This window comes from Salinicola rhizosphaerae, from assembly GCF_014652715.1.
In the GTDB taxonomy this organism is placed as follows: domain Bacteria; phylum Pseudomonadota; class Gammaproteobacteria; order Pseudomonadales; family Halomonadaceae; genus Salinicola; species Salinicola rhizosphaerae.
The window spans coordinates 274,279-287,783 of the sequence record NZ_BMZI01000005.1; the positions used below are offsets into that span (position 1 = coordinate 274,279).

The 13,505-nt window shown below is 62.5% G+C and carries 13 protein-coding genes; 2 read left to right on the plus strand and 11 right to left on the minus strand.

The features are described from left to right. Positions 1-56: 56 nt before the first annotated feature. The 6 genes from IE125_RS12700 to IE125_RS12725 form a co-directional block, all read right to left on the minus strand. Complete coding sequence (locus tag IE125_RS12700) at positions 57-1,193, minus strand: porin (RefSeq protein WP_189445046.1); 1,137 nt, start codon at positions 1,191-1,193, stop codon at positions 57-59. A 419-nt stretch (positions 1,194-1,612) separates the two neighbouring features. Beyond that, positions 1,613-2,500, minus strand: coding sequence for a ProQ/FINO family protein (locus IE125_RS12705; protein ID WP_229809092.1), 888 nt, complete (start codon positions 2,498-2,500; stop codon positions 1,613-1,615). Between the two features lie 64 nt (positions 2,501-2,564). Continuing rightward, positions 2,565-3,113 (minus strand): dihydrofolate reductase, encoded by a 549-nt coding sequence (locus IE125_RS12710; protein ID WP_189445048.1) that lies wholly within the window; start codon positions 3,111-3,113, stop codon positions 2,565-2,567. Continuing rightward, positions 3,110-3,904 carry a thymidylate synthase gene (locus IE125_RS12715; RefSeq protein WP_189445049.1) on the minus strand — a complete coding sequence of 265 codons (795 nt, stop codon included), beginning with the start codon at positions 3,902-3,904 and terminating at the stop codon, positions 3,110-3,112. The genes IE125_RS12710 and IE125_RS12715 overlap by 4 nt, the downstream gene beginning before the upstream one ends. A 56-nt stretch (positions 3,905-3,960) precedes the next feature. Continuing rightward, positions 3,961-4,770: a prolipoprotein diacylglyceryl transferase gene (gene lgt / locus IE125_RS12720; protein WP_189445050.1), complete on the minus strand. Its 810-nt coding sequence runs from the start codon at positions 4,768-4,770 to the stop codon at positions 3,961-3,963. Between the two features lie 58 nt (positions 4,771-4,828). Further along, positions 4,829-5,620 (minus strand): sulfite exporter TauE/SafE family protein, encoded by a 792-nt coding sequence (locus tag IE125_RS12725; protein WP_189445051.1) that lies wholly within the window; start codon positions 5,618-5,620, stop codon positions 4,829-4,831. Between the two features lie 309 nt (positions 5,621-5,929). On the opposite strand from IE125_RS12725, the gene IE125_RS12730 reads away from it, so the two are divergent. Next, positions 5,930-6,712: an NRDE family protein gene (locus tag IE125_RS12730; protein ID WP_189445052.1), complete on the plus strand. Its 783-nt coding sequence runs from the start codon at positions 5,930-5,932 to the stop codon at positions 6,710-6,712. Positions 6,713-6,750: 38 nt separating this feature from the next. Here the strand turns inward: IE125_RS12730 and ptsP are convergent, their stop codons facing one another. Beyond that, positions 6,751-9,012: a phosphoenolpyruvate--protein phosphotransferase gene (ptsP, locus tag IE125_RS12735; RefSeq protein WP_189445053.1), complete on the minus strand. Its 2,262-nt coding sequence runs from the start codon at positions 9,010-9,012 to the stop codon at positions 6,751-6,753. Between the two features lie 147 nt (positions 9,013-9,159). Next, positions 9,160-9,654 carry an RNA pyrophosphohydrolase gene (locus IE125_RS12740; protein WP_189445054.1) on the minus strand — a complete coding sequence of 165 codons (495 nt, stop codon included), beginning with the start codon at positions 9,652-9,654 and terminating at the stop codon, positions 9,160-9,162. A 243-nt stretch (positions 9,655-9,897) separates the two neighbouring features. On the opposite strand from IE125_RS12740, the gene IE125_RS12745 reads away from it, so the two are divergent. After that, positions 9,898-10,560, plus strand: a complete 663-nt coding sequence (locus tag IE125_RS12745; protein WP_189445055.1) for a histidinol-phosphatase — start codon at positions 9,898-9,900, stop codon at positions 10,558-10,560. Between the two features lie 83 nt (positions 10,561-10,643). On the opposite strand, the gene rsd is transcribed toward IE125_RS12745, so the two are convergent. From rsd to gshA, 3 genes are all read right to left on the minus strand, one after another. Then, positions 10,644-11,174, minus strand: a complete 531-nt coding sequence (gene rsd, locus IE125_RS12750; RefSeq protein ID WP_189445056.1) for a sigma D regulator — start codon at positions 11,172-11,174, stop codon at positions 10,644-10,646. A 42-nt stretch (positions 11,175-11,216) separates the two neighbouring features. Next, positions 11,217-11,768 (minus strand): disulfide bond formation protein B, encoded by a 552-nt coding sequence (locus IE125_RS12755; RefSeq protein WP_189445057.1) that lies wholly within the window; start codon positions 11,766-11,768, stop codon positions 11,217-11,219. Positions 11,769-11,861: 93 nt separating this feature from the next. Further along, positions 11,862-13,430: a glutamate--cysteine ligase gene (gene gshA, locus IE125_RS12760; protein ID WP_189445170.1), complete on the minus strand. Its 1,569-nt coding sequence runs from the start codon at positions 13,428-13,430 to the stop codon at positions 11,862-11,864. Positions 13,431-13,505: the final 75 nt, after the last annotated feature.

Genomic DNA, 13,505 nt, shown 5'->3' on the forward strand with positions numbered 1-13,505 from the left:
CAGAGGGACCGGCTTCGTTTGAATGACCGACGAATCGCCGATCGATTCAAGACAGCTTAGAAGCTGTAGACAGCACCGAACGCGACGCCGTCGCCTTCGCCATGCGAACGGTCATAGTTCGCGTACTCAACGAAGGTGTACATCGCCGGAGAGATGTTGTAAGTGGCACCAACGATGAACTCGTTGAATGCATCGTCACCCACGTAGTCACCAGCGGCGTTGACGGAACCCGGGTTAGTGACAGAAGCCACTTCCTTGTCAGCGTCGATGTACTGGTAAGAACCGTAGACGTCACCAGCGAAATTGTCGGACAGCATGTAGCCGTAACGAGCACCCAGCGCGTAGCGAGTGATGTCGCCATCGTCACCGGCGTAGTCGATGTCGCTGTTCTCGACCTTGGCTGCCAGACGCAGCGTGTCGATGGTGTACTGAGCGGTCAGGCCCAGTGCCTTGAGGCTGTACTGGTCGCCAGTGGTCTCGTCGGTCAGGTCGTAGTTGTCCAGATCGTCATAGACCAGAGCCACGGAGAACGCGTCGATGGCGTACTTCACACCACCGAAGAACGACGCATTGGAGCCGTTGCTGGAGATGTTCTTGTCGCCGTAGTCGGAGTTGAACTCGTCTTCGGCATCACCTTTGTACTGAGTACCAACGGCAAACTGCAGGCCGCCCCAGACCGGAGACATGTACTGCAGCTTGTCGCCTTCGCGGTCAGTGGAGACGGAATCGACAATCGAGTTGCCGTACAGGCCACCGAGATCGGTAGTAGAGTCGGTGTTGTCGAAATATTCGTTGTTCGAGATCGGATCCTGAGTCCAATCGTCGATCAGCGGATCCCAGGAACCCAGACGAACGTCACCGAAGTTGCCTTTCAGGCCGAGGTAAGCCTGGTCACCGTTGTTGATGCCGCCGTTGACTTTCTCTTCGTCGGCGTCATGCTCGAATTCCGCCTTGAAGTAGCCGGTCAGGCCCGGATTGATGATGTGCTGACCGGAGAAGCCGATGGTAGAACCGTTATCGAGAACCTGGTCTTCCCAGTTGCTGTTCTCGTTCTTGGTGTTCGCGTAAGCGATCTGGATGTTGCCGTAGATGTCGAGCTGCGTGCCGTCCTGGTTGTAGACAGTCGCCGCCTGAGCCGCAGCGGAGGCGCCCAGGGCACCAGCAATAGCAGTCGCTAAGAGCGTCTTTTTCATCGCGATAGGTTCCTTAACTAGCTTACTGTTCGATCGTGTCTGCAGATGCAGTCGGCTTCGGCACCTTCAACCAGCATCGTCATGCGAACGAATGACGGCTGCGGAACTCTGAAGCCTTGTTATTGTCCAATGCTCGCCCGGAAACCATATACCGGACATTCGAGGAACGCAACAAGAAAAAAACACTGTTTTCGTTCCCTCCTTTCCCTTCATGCAACGCCAAATTCGCCACTCGGGATCCCCCGTACGCCGACAGTTTGGCGGCTGAAGCCTAGCGCTCGCACAAGTCAGTTCCGTGACAACGCGGAGAGTCTCAGCGCGAAACGGCTACAATCTGCCGAGTGCGAGTAGCGCTGACAAGCCCCGATTCAAGACCAAAGTTCAACGGCATTTAACGCGGTGGATAGGTTGGTCTCTCGCTAGTCGGCCGGGCGCTGGCCGTGCTTTGCCAGCAGCTCGCCAATCTTCCTGTCGAGCTTCGCTGAGCGATCCTGCGTTTCGCGAACTTTCTGCTTTTTCTGCAAGGCCTCCAGCTGCCGCTTGGCATGCTTGGCCTCTTCCTGCGACACCACGTCGCTGTCGTCTCCCTCGAGATCGACGCGTCTGGCCCCTTCGCGAACCGACTTCAGATAACGCGGCAGGTGCACGTAGCAGGCGAGCGCCCGACGTACCAGCTTCTCCGGCCACGGCTCATGCGCGCAGAGATCGAGATGAATGCCGGTCTTGAGCGGCCGGGTATGGCCCTTGAAGAAGGTCTGCGGGTAACGTTTGTACCACTGCGAAAGCAGCGAGTGAGGAGAAGGCGCTTCGTGTTCCGCGCCGAAGGAGAGAAGACTCTGCCCTTGATCGTCTGCCTCGATCGGCGCTTCGTCGGAGACCCCCTTGGCGTAACCCTCGAGCGGCGCTCCATCGCCATCGCTCACATCGTCGGTGCCCACGGATTCAGCCGCGACGCCAACGTCATCCGGCTGGCGGTCGACCGTTCCCGACGTCAGCCGCTGCAGCGGGGAGATGGCGGCTCGGCCGGATCGGGTCGCCTCGTCGTCTTCCGCCTTGGGCCGAGAGCGGCGAAACGCCAGCTTTCCCAGCCCGCGAGCGCGGGAGCCGCCGTCCGGATCCTCGCTGTGATCGTGTCCCTTGGCTACCAGCGGATCGTCATCGGCCAGTGCCAGGAGACGATCCTTGAGCGCGCGATTTTCGGCTTCCAGTGCCTTGATTCGCTCGCGCTCCGCTTCCCGGCCCGCTCGGTCGGCCTCGATCTGGTGCTCGATCGCCGATAACAGCGCCTGTGTTCGATCCGTCAACACGGCACGACTCCTCTGAACGTTAAGACTCGTCGTCATAGCCTCGACGACCCGATCTCTTCTCGACTTATCCAGAACTGGGAAGCCGGCGGTATTCGACGAACGCGTAATCCGGTTGGCCGATATCGGGAACGCCCGGCATTCGCGACACTTCGTCCCACTCGCCTGGCATGAGGTCGGGGAAGAAGGCATCGCCCTCGACCTCGGTAGCGACCTCCGTCAGATAGAGACGACACGCGAACGGCATGGCAAGACGATAGATTTCGCCGCCACCCATCACCATGACCTCATCCGCGCCATCGATCAACGCCTGACTGTCCGCCAGACTCAGCGCCTCGTCGAGCGCGTGACAGACACGAATGCCCTCCCGTCGATAGGACTCGTCGCGCGTGATGACGATGTTCAACCTGCCCGGCAGCGGCCGCCCGATCGACTCGAACGTCTTGCGCCCCATGACAAGCGGCTTGCCCTGCGTCATGGCCTTGAAGCGCTTGAGGTCCTCCGGCAGGTACCACGGCAGGCGATTGCCAACGCCGATCACGTGGTTGCTCGACATCGCCGCGATCATGGCAATGGGCGTATCGAACGTCGAGGGTTGCAGAACGGATTCGCTCATACGGCAATCGGCGCCTTGATCGTCGGGTGGGATTCGTAGCCTTCGATCACGATATCGTCGAAACGAAACGCGAACAGATCGTCAATGCCCGGATCGAGACGCAGCGACGGCAGCGGCAGCGGCTCACGGGAAAGCTGAAGTCGCGCCTGGTCGAGGTGATTGAGATAGAGGTGTGCATCGCCAAGCGTATGCACGAACTCCCCTGGCTCGAGGCCGCAGACCTGCGCCACCATATGCGTCAAGAGTGCGTAGCTCGCGATGTTGAAAGGTACGCCCAGAAAGATATCCGCGCTGCGCTGGTAGAGCTGGCAGGAGAGCCGGCCTTCGGCGACGTAGAACTGGAACAGCGCATGACAAGGTGGCAGCGCCATCTCGTCGACCAGGGCCGGATTCCAGGCCGAAACGATATGGCGACGAGAATCGGGATTGCGCTTGATCTGCTCGACCACGTCGGCGATCTGATCGACGTGACCGCCTCCGGGCCGCGGCCAGCTGCGCCATTGGTAGCCGTAGACAGGGCCGAGATCGCCGTTGTCGTCGGCCCATTCGTCCCAGATGGTGACCTTGTTGTCACGCAGATAGCCGATATTGGTATCGCCCTGCAAGAACCACAGAAGCTCGTGAATGATCGAGCGCAGGTGCAGCTTCTTGGTCGTGACCAGCGGAAAGCCCTCTCGCAGGTCGAAGCGCATCTGGTGCCCGAACACGCTGAGCGTGCCAACGCCGGTGCGGTCCGATTTTTCGACGCCGCTATCCAGCACTCGCTGCATCAGGTCGAGATATTGCCGCATGGGCACGCTCCTTCGAATCTGGCTGGTGTCATTGGCGCGCTATTGTCGCGTGCTAGTCAGACGCTGTCACCCGCCGCCGCGCGCGCATCGTCGACCGCATTGCGGCGTGACCACAGGATGAGCCCGGCGCCGGCAATGATCATCGGCAGCGAGAGCAACTGCCCCATAGTCAGCCAGCCGAAGGCGATGAATCCGAGCTGCGGATCGGGGCGCCGGAAAAATTCGGAAAGGAAGCGGAACAAGCCATAGCAGACCAGAAAAAGACCGGAGATGAAGCCACGGCGGCGCGGCGTCTGCGACGCGAACCACAGCACCGAAAACAGCACGACACCTTCGAGGAAGAACTGATAGAGCGACGATGGGTGACGACCTTGGCCGCCCATTCCCGGGAACACCAGCGCCCAGGGCACATCGGTCACGCGTCCAGGCAGTTCGTGGTTGATGAAGTTGCCGATACGCCCGGCGCCGAGACCGATGGGCACCAGTGGCGCGATGAAGTCGGTGAGCTGGAAGAAGGCCAGACCGTGCTTGCGCGCGAAAAGCAGTGCTGCCAGCAGCACGCCGATCAGCCCGCCATGGAAGCTCATGCCGCCATCCCAGACCTGGAATATCCAGAGCGGATTGTCGAGAAAACGGTCGAGACCGTAAAAGAGCGCATAGCCGATACGCCCGCCCAGCACCACACCAAGCGCGCCGTAGAAGAGCATGTCGCCGATGTCGTCGGGTTTCAGCCCCAGCCGATCGGCCCGCCTCCGACCGAGCCACCAGGCGCCGACGAAGCCGACGACGTACATCAACCCGTACCAGTGGATCTCGAGAGGACCCAACGACACCGCTACCGGGTCGATATCGGGATACGCCAGCATAGATTCCCTTCCTTAGCCAGGGCGACGAACGACGCCACGATTCGATCAGATCGCTGGATCAGCCTATGATCAGCTTGATCCCCACCACGACCAGCAGGAGGGCAAAGATACGTCGCAGCGTCCTGGCGGGCAATGCATGAGCGATTTTCACGCCGAGCCTGGCCATCGGCACGCTCGTCACGATCAGCCCCAGAAAGGCCGGCCACATCACGAATCCCGTCGCGCCCGCCGGCAGATCAGGCTCTCCCCAGCCGACGATCACGTTGGTGATCATCCCGATCAGCGCGATGGGTAGCCCGATTGCCGACGAGGTGCCCACGGCTTCGGTCATGCGGCTGGTGAAGCGCGAACACCATGGCACGGACATCACCCCGCCGCCCACGCCGAACAGGGTAGAAACACCGCCGATGACCGCACCGGCCAGCGTCATCGGCCAGCGCCGGGGCGCTCGTCCCTGCGTCGCCGGCTGACCGGCGAAGGCCATCTTCAGCGCCATCACGATAGCGAAGACACCGAAAAGCCGCGTCAGCGCATCGCCGGGAATCGATGACGCCAGCAGAACGCCGAGAACTCCGCCGACGATCAAGCCCGGCAGCATGAGTATCAGCCAATCCCGGCGTACGCTACCCCGCTGCCAGTGCCCCCAGGCCGAGGACGCGCCGGTCACGACGATCGTCGCCAGCGAGGTGCCTACCGCGAGGTGCGCGACGACCGAGGGCGCGAAATCCTGAGCCAGGAAGGTGAACACCAGCGCCGGGACAATGACGATCCCTCCGCCAATGCCGAACACCCCGGCCAGCACGCCGGCTATCGCTCCCACCACCAGGTAGATCAGAATGGCCGTCAGCATGCAGCACCACCGGTCGATACAGAATGGGGCGAAGCGAATCTCGCATCGGGGGTCATCGTCAATCCTCGTCTGGCGGGGTGAATGTCGGGGCGAGCGGGAAGACCAATATCGATAGGCAGAATCGCCAGGCAAACCGTCACTGCCTGACAGGTTCGACCGGGCGCTCCCGCCGAGCGATCAGTCCATCATACCCGATCAATAGCAGGCTCATGTTACGCTGCGGGCTCATGGGTGTCATGGCACGCAGACGTCTGCGGTCAAGGACACCGTTCTCTTTGGGGGCAAAATCTCTCGTTGAGGGGCAAAATCGTGTGCCTGATCGTTTTCGACTGGCAGCCAAGCAAGACAATCCGGCTGCGCCTCGCCGCCAACCGGGACGAGTTTCATTCACGCCCGACTCGAGCGCTGCATCGCTGGCAGGATCTGCCGCTTGTCGGCGGTCGCGATCTGGCCGCCGGTGGCACCTGGCTGGCGGTCAGCGGCGGCCGGCGCTTCGCGGCCGTCACTAATGTGCGATCGGGCGATACGGCGATGGCGGGCCGAGCGTTATCGCGCGGCGACCTGGTCCGGCAAGCGCTCACGGCGCCTCATCCGCACCGATGGCTGACCGAACTGGCAAGCGGGAAAGCTCGGCAGTTCGCCGGTTTCAATCTGCTGGTCGGTTTCGACGACCAGCTCTGGCACGTGCATCACGCTGGTCGGCATGGCGTATGCCACGACGCCGACGACACTCTCCTGCAGCGGGTACCCCCAGGCATCCATACCCTGTCCAACGCCACGCTGGACTCGACGTGGCCGAAGTCGGTGCGCGCCGGCAGCGCGCTGGCGGAGACTCTGCCGACGACGGACTGGCGCCCGGTGATGCGCCAGACGATGCGTGATGCCCGGCCATTCGCGGATGACACCTTACCGGATACCAGCGTCGGGCTGGCGCGGGAACGGACACTCTCGCCCCTGTTCATCGAGGGTGCCGATTACGGCACCCGCGCGATGACGCTGGTGACCTGGTCCAATGAAGGGATCGAGCTGGAGGAGACAGGCTTCGGCCCTATGGGCAAGCCTCTCGACACGACGACGATCGTCAGTCGCTGAGCGTGAAGCTCAGGGCAAAACCGCGCGTCACCGGAAGTTCAGTCCTGCGGAGGCAGCAGATGCGCGATCTGCCAGTCGGTCAACCGCTGCCGCAGGTGGGCGCGAACCACCGCGGTGGTCGGCAGCGTCAGCGTCTCGGCGACCAGCTCGCGGGCATCCGCCACCGGCACGCGGCGAATCGCAGCGCGCACCCGCGGCAGGCTCGGCGCGTTCATCGATAGTGCGTCGAATCCCATTCCCATCAACAGCAGTGCGCCGGCAGGATCGCCAGCCAGTTCGCCGCAGACCGACGCCGGCACACCCAAACGCACGCTCTCCCTCGCGAGATGCGAAAGCGCACCCAGCACCGCCGGGTGACAGGCATCGTAGAGGCTCGCCACGCGTGCGTTGTTGCGATCGACCGCCAACAGGTACTGCGTCAGATCGTTGCTGCCGACAGAGAAGAAGTCGACCCGCTCGGCCAACGCCGCGAGCTGATAGAGCGTCGCCGGCACCTCGATCATCACCCCGACCTTGGGCGAAGCGATTTCGATGCCGTCCTCGGCCAGCTCCTGACGCGCCCTCGCCAGCAGACGCAGTGCCGTATCCACTTCGTCGATGCTGGTGATCATCGGCAGCAGGATGCGCAGATTGTCCAGCCCACGCGAGGCCATCAGCATGGCGCGTAGCTGGACCATCAGCACTTCCGGATGATCGAGCGTGACGCGGATACCACGCCAGCCGAGGAACGGGTTGGCCTCATTGATGGGAAAGTACGGTAGATCCTTGTCGCCGCCGATATCCAGCGTCCGCATCACCACCGGCAGCGGCGAGAAGCTATCGAGCTGCTCGTGATAGAGCCGGGTCTGCTCCTGCTCGCTGGGGAAGCGCTCGTTCATCATGAACGGCACTTCGGTGCGGTAAAGCCCGACGCCACTGACCCGCGGCTTGAGCTGCGCCACCGCATCCACGGCCAGCCCGGTGTTGACCAGCAGCGGCATGACGTGGCCGTCCGGAGTCTCGCTAGGCAGGTGCTGTTCGTGCTCGAGCACCTCGCTGAGCGCCTTCTCTTCCTTGATCAGCCGAGCATAACGCTTGGCCAGCGGCGCTTCCGGGCGCACGAACAGGCGTCCTCGGTGACCATCGAGAACCGCCTTGGCGCCGTTGATCCTCGGCAGCGGCAGGTCGACCATCCCCAGGACGGTCGGAATACCCATCGCACGGGCGAGAATCGCGACGTGCGAGTTGCTCGAACCACGGACCGAGACCAGCGCGGCCAGGCGCTCTCGCGGCAGCTCACCGAGGGTCGCGGCGCTGATCTCGTCGCCGACCAGAATCGTGTTTTGCGGGTAAGTAGCGGGCGTATTGGCGTTGCCCTCCTGCAGATGCGCCAGCACGCGCCGGCCGAGATCGCGGATATCGGCCGCTCGTTCGCGCAGATAACCATCGTCGACACGCTCGAGGTACTGGGTGTGACGCCGCACCACATCGGCCAGCGCGCCTGGCGCCCACTGCCCTTCACGGATGCGCTTCTCGACCTCGTTGCCCAGAGCCGAGTCACCCAGCATCTGCTGGTAGACATCGAACAGCGCCAGTTCCTGCGCCGAGATGCGGCTCGCCAGTCGCGCCCCGGCCTCTCGAATCTCCTCACGCACATGGTCGATCGCCGCATGCAGATGGGCGACTTCGGCATCCGGGTCGGTCGGGATGAGATCGGGAACGTTATCCAGGTCCGCCGGCGGCGCGATCACCACGATCTCGCCGATGACCATGCCGGGCGAGGCCGCGACGCCGGTGAACATCGCCTGCCCGTCGGGTCGCGCCGGTCGCGTCAGCGTGCCGGAAACCAGCGCATGCGCCAGTACCCCGGCCAGCTGGGCCGCCATGGTGACCAGAAAGGCCTCGTCACCCTCATCGAAACGCCGCTTCTCCTGCTGCTGGACGACCAGCACGCCGAGCATGCGCCGCTGATGGATGATCGGTACGCCAAGAAAGCTGGAGAAACGCTCCTCGCCTGTTTCGGCGAAGTAGCGAAAGTGGGGATGGGCAGGCGCGTCTTCGAGGTTGAGCGGTTCTTCACGCTGCCCGACAAGGCCGACGAGCCCCTCGCCCAGCTTCAGCGCAACCACGCCGACGGCCTGAGTCCGCAGGCCGATCGTGTCCATCAGTACCAGGCGCTCGCGCTCGCTGTCATAAAGATAGATGGAGCAGACGTCGGTGCGCATCGCCTTACGGATGCGGCGCACCATCGTCGCCAGTGCAGCATCCAGACTGCGGGCGCCGTTGACTTCCTGAACGATGCGGCGGAGCGTGTCGAGCATGGGCCTTTTCTTGTTGGCGAGTTCGCCCGACGCGGGCGGACTCCGGGTGTTATCGACGGGACAGGCGAGCCAAAACTCCGAACGTCGCTGGTCGCCTTCACCAGGGAAGGCATCGATCGCCACCGGGACTCGGCAGCGATCGAAGCATCAGGTCATCTCTTCCAGCGAAAGCCGGTGAAAGTCAGGCGCCAGCTCTCGTAGCGCCCGCCGATAGACCTCGCGCTTGAACGACACCACCTGCCCCAGCGGATACCAGTAGCTGACCCAGCGCCAGCCGTCGAATTCCGGTTTCGGGGTACTATCGACGCAGACCCGGCTGTCATGACAGCGAATCTTCAACAGAAACCACTTCTGCTTCTGACCGATACAGATCGGCTTCGAATGCGTTCTTACCATGCGCCGGGGGAGCCGGTAACGTAGCCATCCTCGCGTACAGGCCACCACATCGACATCATTGGACGTCAGTCCAATCTCCTCTTCCAGCTCGCGGAAGAGTGCCTGCTGTGGTGTCTCGTAGGCCTTGATTCCTCCCTGCGGAAATTGCCACGCTTCCTGCCCCGATCGACGCGCCCAAAGTAGCTGGCCGTCACAGTTGGCAATGATGATACCAACGTTCGGCCGAAAGCCATCGGCGTCTATCACGGCGTTCACCTTGACTCAATCTAGTTGGCTTCATTCTTCCATAAAGCGAGAAAGTGCATCAATACACCTTAGGGCCTGTCGCACACTCATTCGCGCAGCATGTGAAGTCCGCCCCCGTGGGCAAGTCCGCGGGAGTCTGCGATACTGCCGAGCTCTCGACGTCTACGGTCCGGGGCGTCAGTGCGGCGGCACGCGCTCCCGGCCGACACGCTCGATCCACGATTCCCACCACAGGAGCCAACCTTGAGTCTGGCCATCTTCGATCTCGACAACACACTGCTGAGCTGCGACAGCGACCACGCCTGGGGCGAATTTCTGGTCGAACAGGGCGCCGTTGATGGTGACGCCTACCGCCGGGCCAACGATCAGTTTCTCGCCGATTATCGTGCCGGACGTCTCGACTTGATGGCGTATCTCTCGATGGCGCTCAAGCCGCTGACCGAAAACAGCGAAGAGCAATTGCGGGCCTGGCATCAGCAGTTCATGGCCTGCAAGATCGAGCCAAACGTGCTGCCTCAGGGAGAAGAGTTGCTGGCATGGCATCGCCAGCGGGGAGATTTTCTACTGATCGTGACGGCGACCAATCGCTTCGTCACCGGTCCCATTGCGGAGCGGCTAGGCGTCGACGATCTGATCGCGGTCGAGCCGGCGCGTGAAAACGGCGCCTACACGGGGCAGATCACCGGGGTTCCCAGCTACCGTGAGGGCAAGGTCACACGGATGGAGACGTGGCTCGAGGGCCACCCGACGCTGACGCTCGACGATGCCTGGTTCTACAGCGACTCCATCAACGACCGTTTTCTCCTCGAGCGTGTCGCCAACCCGGTTGCCGTCGACCCGGACGATGCGCTGCGTCAGCTAGCTGGCGACAACGGCTGGCGAGTGCTGTCGCTGCGCGAGAGCTGAGGCGCCCCTGCTCGACACCCGATGACGACCAAAGCCAAGGCCCGGTCCTGAATCGGCGCCTGCAGACGGGCGCCTCATGCCACTCAAGACAGCGGCGCCGAGGGCGACAGGTTCCGGGCGTCAGCGCCTTCCGCCGTTACCCGGGATGCCGGCGCATGCGCCGCGTGCAGTCGGCTGATCAGCTGGTCCTCCAGCGCGAAACGCTCGGTCATGGCGCGCCCGAGACGATCGAGCCAGGCGGGTAGCTTGTCGGTGAAGCGCTGACACCTGGCCGGCGTCGCGTAGTCGTTGTCGAAATCGAGTACCAGCTGCGTCGAGGAGTCGACCCGCGCCAGCAGCTGATCCGCAATCGCCAGCGCTTCCTGATCATCGAAAGCTTTCGCTTCCTCGCGCAGCTGCGGATAGATCTCGAAATGGCCCGCGCTGATGTAATCCATCAGTGCTTCGCTGAACGTGTCGATGCGCGGCTTCGAGACGGCAGAAAGGTCGGCATCACAGAACTCCCGTAGATCGACCAGCGTTACCAGCATGTCATAACGCTGCTCCAGCCAGCGGTCGATCAGCGTATGCACGCCTCCCCAGCGCTCCTGTGCGGATTGGCAATCTTCCAGCATGAGACCTCTCCTTCGTCTGCGGTAACGCTCGAGCAGCCTGTCTCAGGAAGCGTGACCGACTGCCCTCGTCGAAGATGCGCCGCGCTTGAGTCTCGCTATCAGCAGCGCAACGGGGATGACACCCATCACGACGAAGCCGAGCAACGTCCACTGCGGCAGCGTCACGCCCCACAGTGAACCTTCCACTGCCGCACACTCGCCCGAGCCAGACAGCACTCGAGACATCACGTCCCACAGCGGCAGCATATCCATCATGTAGTCTAAGCCAGGTCCGCAGCTCGGCACACTATCCGGAGGTAGCGACTGTATCCACACGTGCCGGCCGGCGACACCGATACCGGCAAGTACCGCGAGCAGTGCCAGAATGCCGTAGACGATGCCCCCCCAGTGTTTGGGGTTATGAATCGCGCCGATCAGGAAAAACACACCGGCGGAAATGACCGCCACGCGCTGAAAAATGCACAGCGGACACGGCTCCAGGCCCACGCCGTACTGAAGATAGAGCGCCACCGCCATCATGAAGCAGCACATCAGCAAGCCCAGTAGACACCACTGTCTGACACTGGCTCGAGCGGCCCATTCCTTGATCTGCATAATTCCGTCTCACTGTTCGTCGTGTCGATCGCCACGGCGGTTATCGAAAGCCTTGTCGCGATGACGTCAGCCGACGTCATCCAGATGACTGACTCATGCCGCCGATCGGGGTTCCCTGGCACGAGAGAAATAATCGGCAATGAACTGAGCGAAAGAGACCTGATCTTCCGCCTCGATATCCTGCTGCTGCTGGTGCGATGTTTCGATCTGCTGCGCGAACAGCGCCTCGCGCGCCTCATCCATGGGCGTCGAGCGCCACTGTTCGGCCTGGGCCTTGGCCAAGTCGGTCATGAAATCGGCCCACTCACCGCCGTGCGCCTTCATCGCCTCCAGCATGCGCGCCGATGGCGTCAGCGAGGGATCGTCCAGCCGCATGGCGAGCGTGTCGATCGCGGCCACGTGCAGGTCGTCACCCTCGATCGCATCGAGCAATTCGGCGACCTCCCGCATACCGTGAATGATCTCTTGCCCCCGCGCCTTGACGGTCATTCGGCGATCGCCGACCTGGAGCTCGAGCGCGGGATCACGCCCGCGCTCGACGACGAGACGCCGGTTGTCATCCAGTCGATCGCACTCGTCGTCGGGTATCCACGGACTTTCCGATAGCAGGCACCAGAACAGGAAAGTATCCAGAAAGCGCATCTGGGGCTCGTCGATGCCGAGCGGCAGAAACGGGTTCAGATCGAGGCAACGAACTTCGATGTACTCGACCCCGCGCGCCTCGAGCGCCTGCGTCGGCGTCTCATCGTGGCGCGCGACCCTTTTGGGTCGAATATCGCTGTAATACTCGTTCTCGATCTGCAGGATATTGGCCGAAAGCTGGCGCCATTCGCCATCGACATCGACGCCGATGCGGCGGTAGTCCGGCCACTCGGTCGAGATGGCATGGCGCAGCGTGCCGACATAGTTGGAGAGCGAGTTGAAACAGATCTTGAGCTGCGACTGGACCTTGTTCTGATAGCCGAGATCGGACATGCGCAGGCTCGTCGCGTAGGGCGCCTGCAAGGTCTGCTCACCCAACGGCTGAAGCTTTGCCGCTCGCCCGTTCTCGCCACCGCCGAGGAAACTCTTGTCCAGCGCCGGAGAGGCACCGAAGAGGTATAGCAGCAGCCAGCTGTTGCGCCGGAAGTTGCGAATCAGGTCGAAGTAACGCCCGGAGCGATATCCCTGCAGCGACTCGTCCTGGCGCCCCTCGAGCTCCTGCAGCATCGGCCAAAGGTTTTCGGGAAACGAGACGTTGTAATGAATGCCGGCGATGGACTGCATGATGCGCCCGTAGCGGGCGTCGAGCCCTTTCCGGTAGACATGCTTCATCGTTCCGACGTTCGAGGTGCCGTAATCGGCGATGGGGATGCTGTCGTTGCCCTGCAGGCGTGACGGCATGCTCGCCGGCCAGATCCACTCACCATCCAGATGTCGGTAGCTGAAGCGAAGCAGGTCGCCGAGAAACGACAGCGCATCCGCCGGCCGGCAGTAGACCGGCGTGATGTATTCGAGCAGCGCTTCGGAGTAGTCGGTGGTGATATGCGGATGAGTCAGCTTGGAGCCCAGCGCATGGGGATGTGGCGTTGCCACGATCGCGCCATGTCCGTCGACGCGCAGCCCCTCCTTTTCGATGCCTCGCCGCAGACGACCAAGCAATCCGTTGCGAGCCGGCGTCATTAGCCGGCCGACGTTCGTGGCGAGTTGATCAGACACGCTCAACACCTTATCTCGTGGGGCGCGCCGTGCGCGGCC

Coding starts and splice junctions, on each gene's coding strand:
- ptsP (WP_189445053.1), bottom strand. CDS start 9,012: ATGCTCGACACGCTCCGCCGCATCGTTCAGGAAGTCAACGGCGCCCGC.
- gshA (WP_189445170.1), bottom strand. CDS start 13,430: ATGACGCCGGCTCGCAACGGATTGCTTGGTCGTCTGCGGCGAGGCATC.
- IE125_RS12700 (WP_189445046.1), bottom strand. CDS start 1,193: ATGAAAAAGACGCTCTTAGCGACTGCTATTGCTGGTGCCCTGGGCGCC.
- IE125_RS12715 (WP_189445049.1), bottom strand. CDS start 3,904: ATGCGGCAATATCTCGACCTGATGCAGCGAGTGCTGGATAGCGGCGTC.
- IE125_RS12755 (WP_189445057.1), bottom strand. CDS start 11,768: ATGCAGATCAAGGAATGGGCCGCTCGAGCCAGTGTCAGACAGTGGTGT.
- IE125_RS12710 (WP_189445048.1), bottom strand. CDS start 3,113: ATGAGCGAATCCGTTCTGCAACCCTCGACGTTCGATACGCCCATTGCC.
- rsd (WP_189445056.1), bottom strand. CDS start 11,174: ATGCTGGAAGATTGCCAATCCGCACAGGAGCGCTGGGGAGGCGTGCAT.
- lgt (WP_189445050.1), bottom strand. CDS start 4,770: ATGCTGGCGTATCCCGATATCGACCCGGTAGCGGTGTCGTTGGGTCCT.
- IE125_RS12725 (WP_189445051.1), bottom strand. CDS start 5,620: ATGCTGACGGCCATTCTGATCTACCTGGTGGTGGGAGCGATAGCCGGC.